This is a genomic window from Flavobacterium sp., assembly GCF_039930565.1.
GTDB lineage: Bacteria > Bacteroidota > Bacteroidia > Flavobacteriales > Flavobacteriaceae > Flavobacterium.
In genome coordinates this window covers 1-9,428 of record NZ_JBDTTP010000111.1, presented here as the reverse complement: position 1 = coordinate 9,428, position 9,428 = coordinate 1, and the positions used below count along the sequence as shown (strand labels likewise).

Here is a 9,428-nt window from a genome sequence, read left to right as displayed (position 1 = left end):
AGTTGATGATATTCTCAAACCTAAATAAGGTTTCGAACACTTATGATTGCAAATCTGCGCGATTGTTGCGATTAGATATCCGGGCGATCTGGGAAGATAATCTGGTTAGATATTTGAATCCCTCCCGCTACTAAAAAAAAGCTTCAGAAAAAATCTGAAGCTTTTTTTACAATACTTTAATTATTATATCCTTTTTTTATGAATTTCATATTCTCCATAAATCTTACAAAAAATGATTACAAAAACCATATTTAACAGGTATAAAAATGTTAAATTTGAAAACCAAATCACAACCTACTTAATCATTATGGAAAAAAAATTAAAATTAAATCGGAGGCAACAATTAAAGAGCATATTGAGTGCTTTCTTTTTACTTATTTCATGGTATGCAAATTGCCAATACCTAACACAAAACCTCGCTCCTACTGCCGTTATCAATGAAGGTTTATCATTAGAGCAATCTTCAGACGGACGAATCTTTATTGCTGAGAGAGCAGGAATTGTAAAAGTTTTTGAAAATAATGCCGTTACAACAGTTTTTACTGTAACAACGGTTATAACTAATGAGCAAGGACTACTCGGACTTACCTTACATCCTGATTTCGCTACAAATGGATACATCTATGTTTTTTATTCCATTATCGATGCGGGAGTTATCAGACACCGAATAGAGAGAGTGCAAATTAACACAACTAATCAGGTTTTAAGCAGGCAGGAAATTTTATTACTGGAACCTATTGGAGGCGGATTTCATAATGGTGGGGATTTAAAATTCTTTAATGGTTTTCTTTATGTAACTGTCGGAGATAGTCAGCAAAATACAAATTCGCAGGATCTCGACACTTATAAAGGAAAAATACTGCGTCTTACAGAAGACGGATTACCTGCACCTGGAAATCCTTTTTACGGAAGTGGTTCAGTGCAAAGACAAAGCATATGGGTTTATGGGTTTAGAAATCCATGGAGACTTGTGCCAAATGTCAAAGCCAATAAATTATTTGTTTTGGATGTTGGAACTTCCTGGGAAGAAATAAATGAAATCAGTAATCCAACAATTCGCAATTATGCATGGGGACATCCCCAAGGCGGCGATGGAAAACAAACAGAAACAAATTTATTTACCAATCCGATATTTACTTATGAAACCGGAAGTATTGGAAATGCTTTAACCAACGGTTTGCTATATAATCCTGCAACATCTCGTTATCCTAACCTTTTAGGAAAATTTATAATCAAGGATTATGTTCGAAATGCTATCCGATCTTTTGACCCAAATGATACTGATCCGGTTTCAACAGAATTTTATGTAGCTCCACATCACTATGTGCTTGGTATGATGTTAGGAAACGATGGCTATATTTATTACTGTGATTATGGAGAAAATGGTTCACTGATCAAGCTTGATTACATTGAAACTGAAGCGCCAACAATTGTAAATCATCCACAATCACAATCTATAATGGAAACTTATCCGGTAACTTTTAATGTTACGGCAAGTGGTGTTGGACAAACGTATCAATGGCAATTTAATAATGTGAATATCACAGGTGCTACAGCAGCAACTTATACGATACCAAATGTTACAGCCGCAAATGCTGGTAACTATAAAGTTGTCGTTACAAATACAGGAGGAAGCGTAACTAGTAATCAGGCAACACTTACGGTAACTCCGTTTAGCAATACCCCTACAGTTGATTTGAAATTTCCGTTATCAACCTTAACATGGAATGCAGACGATATTGTTGCTTTTGAAGCTACTGCAACAGATATTGAAGACGGCGAATTACCTGCAACTGCTTTTTCCTGGAGAATGGATTTATTTCACGAAGATGTTCCCGGAGCCGGACATTCGCATCCGGGTGCAAGTCCGCAAGGTATAAAATCCGGAACTTTTACAGCTTCAAACCAAGGAGAAAAAACGCCTAATGTATGGTATAGATTTACCGTAAAAGTAACCGACAGCAATGGCTTAACAGCTACAAAATTTGTAGATATAAAACCTAATTTAGTAGATGTAACAGTTACAAGTTCTCCAGCTTTATTAAATCTTGAATTCAATCAGAAAGCTGTGACTGCACCTTCAACTAAAAAAGTTGTTGCCAATGCAAAACTACAGACTCTCAATGCGCCTACTCCACAATATGTTGGAAATATCAGATATGATTTTGATCATTGGAGTCAGGGAGGAAATGTTAATCAAACGTTTCAGGCTCCCCCTAATGGAACAATAAGTTATACGGCATTTTACACGGCAACAACACTTCCTAGTGCACCATATCAGGGTTTAATTGCTCAAATTCCAGGCATTATCGAAGCAGAAAATTATGATATTGGGCCAAGTGCTTATCTTGACACCAATGGTGGCGGTGATACACCTTACAGAGCTGGTGATGGCGTAGGAACAGAAGCCTGTAATGAAGGTGGCTTTAATATTTCATATGTTGCAAGAAATGAATGGCTTAAGTACACCTCAAAAGTAAATACAACTGGCAACTATGATATTAAGTTACGAATTGCAACTCCATACAATAACAAAGCCTTACATATTGAAGTTGACGGAGTAAATGTTTCAGGCAGGTTTGATATTCCAAATACAGGCGGATTTCAGAACTGGCAAACTGCAATAATCCCTAATATTCCTTTAACAGAAGGTGTTCATGTTATTACACTATGGTTTGATGAAGCAGACATCAATGTAAATAAATTGGAGTTTTCACTATCGGGAAATACTACTGCACCAATTGCAGATTTTGAAGTAAATCCACAAATGGGATGCATCAATACCGCTGTTACTTTTACATCTGTTTCTATTGGCACAATAGATACTTATCTTTGGAATTTTGGTGATGGCGCAACTCCTGCCAGCGCAACTGGATCAGGACCTCACACAGTGCTCTATGGTACTGAAGACACCAGAAAAGTTTCGCTAACGGTTACCAACACCGCCGGTAATAATAAAAAAGAAATAGATTATATGGTTCATAGTTGTAATCTTGGTGTTGGAAATTCAACACCAAATTCAAAAAATAGTATCGTTTTTCCAAATCCCTCCACTGGAACATTCCATCTGTCAAAGGAATCAGATTGGAAGATTTATTCGGTTTTAGGAATTAAAATTAAAGAAGGATCAGGAAATGTGATTAATATATCTGAACATCCTTCAGGAGTTTATTTCATTAAAAATGCTGAAACTAATAAAGCAATTCGTATTGTGAAAAAGTAGCTCACACTTATCATCGAAAAATAAAAAGCAGAACAAATAGTAAAATATTTTGTTCTGCTTTTTTATGTTAAAAAAGCAATTATTGACATTTGCTTTTTGCCTGTTGCAATGTTTAATCTTAATTGTTTTTTAACTAAGCTCTAAATAAAGCGTATTTATTATAGTCATATAAGACCTTATCGTAAGGTACAACTAAAGAAGCAATTTTTTCTGATGAAGCGTCAAACTTGATACCGTTATATTTTCTGAACAAATAAATTTCCTTTAAGCAATTAGATAAACTCTGATGTATTTCAGAAGTAAATAACGGCAGTTGATTATTGCCAACCAATAAATCTATTTGGTAATTAGAACTGCTTTTAGAAAGATTATTACCAATGATCCTAATCTTGAATGATGTAGAAACCCCATTTTGTTTTCCCTGATACTGTACTACCATAATATTAAATTTTATAAGTGGATAATTTAGAAATAAATATTTTCAATTTTTTAATTGTTGAATTCATGATTAAAGTTATAAAAAAAAAAGAAACCTCAATAATAACGGTATTAAATTATATTTTTTTTAGAAAGTTTTTTTTCACAAATTTTTAATTAAATTTGAAGAACTAATTATAAAAACCTCATATTATGGAAATTAACCCTTTTGCATTATTGGCATCTGCTCTAGTAACACTTGTTATTGGTTTTATCTGGTACAATCCAAAAGTTTTTGGAAATGTCTGGATGAGAGAGAATAATTTAACTCAGGAAGAACTTCGAAAAGGAAATATGCTTAAAATTTTCGGGCTAACCTATATCTTTTCCCTGATGATCACGATGATCGAAATGGGATTAACAATACATCAATCTGGCGCTGTTGGTATGGTTGGCGGACCACCTTTAATTGAAAGTGCAAAACCATCATTTAATGCTTTTATGGCTGATTACGGAATGGCTTACAGAACCTTTAAACACGGTGCACTGCATGGCTTTATGTCTGGTTTGTTTTTTGCTTTCCCAATTTTTGGAATTACTGGATTGTTTGAAAAAAAATCATGGAAGTATATCTTCGTTAACGCTGGATATTGGATTGTAACTCTGACTCTGATGGGAGGAATTATTTGCCAATTTGCCTAAATTTATAGATAACCCGTTTGATTTCATCAAAAGGGTTATCTTAATAATAACTTAAACAAGTCAGTTTTTTATAAATATTATCTAATTTTGAAAAAATTAGCTTACACATTTGAATACAACTTATTCTTTCGAAATATACAATAGCGCATCTTTATTACCTTTAGGATGGAATGCACTTGCTGTTCAGAATATCTTTTTGACACGGGAATATCTCGGAGTATTGGAAAATTCTTCTCCAATAAACATGATTTGTCATTTTATTGGTCTTTTTGAAGAAAACCAACTTGTTGGGATTGTTGTAACCCAATTTTTATTTGCAGAAAAATTGCAATCTTTTGGTGAACGTGATAAATGCTTAAAAACTTCTGTTCGGAATTTTGCCTTTAAAAATTTCGCATCGCACGTTTTGTTCGTTGGCAACAATATGCTCACCGGACAAAATGCATGGTCTTTCAACAAAGGCATCAATAAATCAAAGGCAATTAAAACAGTCCATAAAGCAATTAATCAGCTTAAAAATGATTTGAAAGAGAAAGGTAAAAAAGTACACATTACCAGTATAAAAGATTTTACAGAAACTGAAATTAAGCCATTACAATCTGAATTTAAAAACAATTTTACGTTTTCAACACAGCCTAATATGGTTTTTGAAATTAATAAAAATTGGGAATCAGAACAGGATTATATTAATGCTTTATCTAAAAAATACCGCGATCAGTATAAACGTGCCAGAAAAAAATCAGACGGTATTGTAAAACAAAAAATGTCTTTATCTGATATTAAAAACTACGAAGATGTTATTTACGATTTATATTTTCATGTGGCTAAAAATGCCCCTTTTAATACTTTTTTCCTGGCACGTAATCATTTTAGCTTTTTTAAGGAGATAATGAAAGATGACTTTTTGCTCTATGGGTATTTTTTAAATGGAGAATTGATAGGTTTTAACACGCTTATCAAAAATGGAAATGTAATGGACACCTATTTTCTCGGTTACAACGAAAATATACAACGCGAAAAAATGCTGTATTTAAATATGCTTTACGACATAATTGCCTATTCAATTAATCAGGGCTTTAAGGAAATTGTTTTTGCCAGAACAGCCCTTGAAATTAAAAGTTCTGTTGGAGCTAAACCCATAAAAATGTATGGATTAATTACGCATAGTAATTCTGTGATCAATCATAATATTCAAAAATTATTTGATTATCTGGAGCCTAAAACAGAATGGCAGGAACGAAATCCATTTAAATAAATACCAATTACGGCACTGCTATTTTCATTTGTTTATGTAAAATATGTATTTCTAATGAAGTTTGCGCTCCACAATACTCCCCATCAATTTGAAAATTAACAGGGTAATTTGTTTTGATTTCAGCCTTATCCGTTGAAATAATTATAATATCATCTGAATCTATAGGCATATTTCCCGTAATAATTTTTCCGAGTAATAATATGTCGAGACTTTTTAAAATTACCAATTCGAATTTCCCATCATTCATAGCGCCATTTGGATTGATGGTAACACCTGTTCCATATTTTTGGGAATTGGCAATTACAACTATCCTGGCAGTATGTTCAACAGTCTCATTATTTGCGGTAATAGTTGCAATAAAAGGGTCATTAGAATCTGCCAGAGTTGTATAGGCCTGCAACGCATAACCCCAAAAACCCCTCAGATTGCTTTCTTCATAATTCTTGACCAAATCTGCATTGATGCCAATATCACTTAAGTGAATACTTTTCTTGCCATTGATGCAAATCATATCCATTTCTATGTAATGATTCAAAAAAGCAATTTTCAAATTTTCTTCAATCGTTTTTGGCAAATTTAAATCAACAGACAATCCATTTGCAGAACCCGCCGGCAGAATACCAATAATTACATCATGGGTTTCCATGGCTTCAGCAACCATTTTTATGGTTCCGTCCCCTCCTGCTACGACAATTCGCTCCGGAACATGTTGGTTGTAGAGTTTTTTTAACTCTGCTGAATCACTATTTCCTGTTGTTTCATACACATACAAATTGAAGTGATTATTATCAGCATACTCCTCTACGGCTTCAGTCAAATCTGATTTATCTAAATCGCCCGAAATCGGGTTTACAACAAAAATGATATTCTTTTTCAAAATTTTATCTTTAAAAATCGATTAAAATAATTAATTTACAGTTTCTATAAAAGTACACAATTAATGAAACCAATTTTACAATTATATAGGGGTTATGCGAACGAGCAGGAATTAATCGTAATGGGTCATGTTTTTAAAAATGATTATGATTATGATTTTCAGAAGAAAAGCTTTAAAAATGCCACTTCGATAGTCAATCTTTTTCAGATAAAAACTATCAAAAATTTTGATGTTTACCTTAAACTTGGTGACTCCGAAATTCATACCAAGACTCTTAATGATGGTTATTTTAAATTTTGTATACCCCTGGAAAAGGCATTTAATTTTGGATGGATGGAATATGAAGTAAGTATAAAATATGAAAATGAAATAATTACCTCTACAGCTAGCTTTATAAGACCTCACAATGGCAACGTGGGCATCATATCAGACATTGATGATACGTTTTTGATTTCTCATACCCGGAATGTATTTAAAAAAATGTACATTCTTTTGTTTAAAAATGTAAATGACAGAAAGGTTTTCAAGGATGTTGTTCCGCATTATCAGGCTTTGAATTCTGCCGGAAGAAACAATAAGGATGAACAGAATGCCTTTTTTTATATTTCGAGCAGCGAATGGAATCTTTACCGCTTTATTGTAAAATTTACCAAAATCCATCAGCTGCCAAGAGCTGTTATTTTATTAAAAGATATTAAGACGGGAATTGCAGATTTTTTTATGAGCGGAAGAGGAAATCATAATCACAAATTTGATAAAATAAAACATGTGTTAGAATTTTATCCTAATCTTAAATATGTTTTATTGGGAGATGATTCGCAACATGATCCTTTTTTATACGAGCAAATATGTAAAATATTCCCGGTAACCGTAAAAGCGGTTTATATCAGGCAGACAGGCAAATACCCAAAGGAAAACATAAAGGAAATTTTGAAAAACCTTGAAAATCTGGAAGTTTCTGTTTGTTATTTTAAAGAAAGCAGTGAAGCGATTATGCACTCAAAATCAATCGGAATCATAAACTAATTTTCTTTTTCTGAATGATTATTATCCGTGCACTAATAAAATCTAATTGAAACCGTATTCCCAGCCCGGATTGAAGAGAAAAGCCCGGAGCTAAAAGAACAGAATTTCCTGTTGTAAAAAAGCGACTGGAAGAAGCTCTTTTTGCAACATTGGAAAAACTGTTCTTTTAGTGAGGACTTTAAACAGAAAGCCGGATCAGCTCCCAAAAATTATTTATACGCTGAAATTATCTATTTCTTCCTGAACAATTTCCCAGTCGAGCAGCAATTGATCCAGGTCGGCTTTCTTTTTATTGTATGCGGTAAAAAAAGAAGCGTCTTCGATATGTTTGTCATAATTAGAAGCCAGCATCTTGTCGTCGTGCTGAATATCTTTTTCTAGCTGTTTGATTTGGCTTTCAATTTTGCTTAATCTATTTTGCAGAGATTTTCCTTTTTTCTGATCTTCATATGAAGTTTTGTTACTTTCTTTTGGCGTAATAGCTTTGGCAATATCCTTTTTCTCGACTTCCCGCATGTTTTCTAAATTGCGCTGTTCTAAGAAATAGTTGATATCGCCTAAATATTCTTTTATTTTTTGATCCTTGAATTCATATACTAAATTCGACATGCCTTGCAGGAAATCCCTATCGTGAGACACAAGCAATAACGTTCCTCCAAATTTTTGAAGAGCAGCCTTTAAAACGTTCTTAGATTTAATATCCAAGTGATTCGTTGGCTCATCCATCAATAACACATTGATTGGCTGCAGTAATAACTTACAAAGTGCCAAACGGTTACGCTCACCACCGGAAAGCACTTTTACTTTTTTCTCCACATCGTCCCCACGAAATAAAAATGAACCCAGCATATCACGAACTTTAGAACGATTCGTATCCATAGCGGCATCTTCCATAGTTTGCAACAATGTAATTTCCCCATCAAGATATTCAGCCTGATTTTGTGCAAAATATCCTAATTGTACATTATGCCCCAATTTGATAGTTCCACTATATTCAAATTCATCTACGATTGCTTTGATAAAAGTTGATTTTCCCTGACCATTCTGCCCTACAAAAGCAATTTTACTTCCCCGTTCTACCAATAGATTAATGTCTTTCAGTATTATTTTATCACCATATGCCTTCGTTACGTTTTCAGCTTCTACAACTACCCGGCCTGGCTCTTTTGAAACTGGAAAAGATATATTCATTACCGAATTGTCATCTTCGTCAACTTCGATTCTTTCTACTTTATCTAATTTTTTAATCAACGATTGCGCCATTGAAGCTTTGGAAGCTTTTGCGCGGAATTTCTCTATTAATTTTTCTGTTTCTTCAATTTTCTTAGCCTGATTTTTTTGAGTTGCCAATTGTTTCTCACGAATTTCGTGACGCAATTCTAAATATTCTGAATAAGGCTTATTGAAATCATATGCTTTTCCTAAAGAAATTTCGATTGTACGGTTAGTAACATTATCCAGAAACATCTTATCATGCGATACGATTACGACAACTCCCGGATAGTTACGTAAAAAACTTTCCAGCCATATTATACTCTCAATATCAAGGTGATTTGTGGGCTCATCCAGCAGTAATATGTCGTTTGACTGTAGTAAAAGCTTAGCCAATTCGATACGCATTCTCCATCCTCCTGAAAAAGTTTCGGTCTGATTATTGAAAACTTCTCTCTTGAAACCTAATCCCATTAGAATTTTCTCCGTATCTCCCACATAATTATAGCCTCCTAAAAGTTCAAAACGATGTGTGTAATCGGATAAATCTTCGATGATCTGGCTGTATTCTTCACTTTCATAATCGGTTCTTGTAACCAACTGATGATTGATTTGTTCTAATTTTTTTTCTACAATTTTAATATCCGTAAAGGCCTCGTAAGCTTCTTCAAGAACGGTTCTTCCTTGTTCAAAATCGATATCCTGACGCAGGAAAC

7 protein-coding genes are annotated in these 9,428 nt (G+C 33.7%); 4 read left to right on the top strand and 3 right to left on the bottom strand.

The annotated features are described in order from the left end of the window. Positions 1-307: 307 nt before the first annotated feature. Positions 308-3,223, top strand: a complete 2,916-nt coding sequence (locus ABI657_RS18115) for a PQQ-dependent sugar dehydrogenase (protein WP_348098676.1) — start codon at positions 308-310, stop codon at positions 3,221-3,223. Positions 3,224-3,356: 133 nt separating this feature from the next. On the opposite strand, the gene ABI657_RS18110 is transcribed toward ABI657_RS18115, so the two are convergent. Then, positions 3,357-3,662: a hypothetical protein gene (locus ABI657_RS18110; RefSeq protein ID WP_348098675.1), complete on the bottom strand. Its 306-nt coding sequence runs from the start codon at positions 3,660-3,662 to the stop codon at positions 3,357-3,359. Positions 3,663-3,853: 191 nt separating this feature from the next. Between ABI657_RS18110 and ABI657_RS18105 the strand changes: the two genes are divergently transcribed. Next, positions 3,854-4,342 carry a DUF1761 domain-containing protein gene (locus tag ABI657_RS18105; RefSeq protein ID WP_348098674.1) on the top strand — a complete coding sequence of 163 codons (489 nt, stop codon included), beginning with the start codon at positions 3,854-3,856 and terminating at the stop codon, positions 4,340-4,342. A 109-nt stretch (positions 4,343-4,451) separates the two neighbouring features. Continuing rightward, a complete protein-coding gene (locus tag ABI657_RS18100) occupies positions 4,452-5,597 on the top strand; it encodes a GNAT family N-acetyltransferase (RefSeq protein ID WP_348098673.1) in 1,146 nt (381 codons plus the stop codon). Positions 5,598-5,604: 7 nt separating this feature from the next. Here the strand turns inward: ABI657_RS18100 and ABI657_RS18095 are convergent, their stop codons facing one another. Further along, entirely contained in the window at positions 5,605-6,474 is an 870-nt protein-coding gene (locus ABI657_RS18095) for a diacylglycerol kinase family protein (RefSeq protein ID WP_348098672.1), read from the bottom strand. Positions 6,475-6,537: 63 nt separating this feature from the next. Between ABI657_RS18095 and ABI657_RS18090 the strand changes: the two genes are divergently transcribed. Beyond that, positions 6,538-7,500, top strand: a complete 963-nt coding sequence (locus ABI657_RS18090; protein ID WP_348098671.1) for an App1 family protein — start codon at positions 6,538-6,540, stop codon at positions 7,498-7,500. A gap of 213 nt (positions 7,501-7,713) precedes the next feature. Here the strand turns inward: ABI657_RS18090 and ABI657_RS18085 are convergent. Next, on the bottom strand, positions 7,714-9,428 hold a 1,715-nt coding region (locus tag ABI657_RS18085), incomplete at its 5' end, for an ABC-F family ATP-binding cassette domain-containing protein (RefSeq protein WP_348098670.1).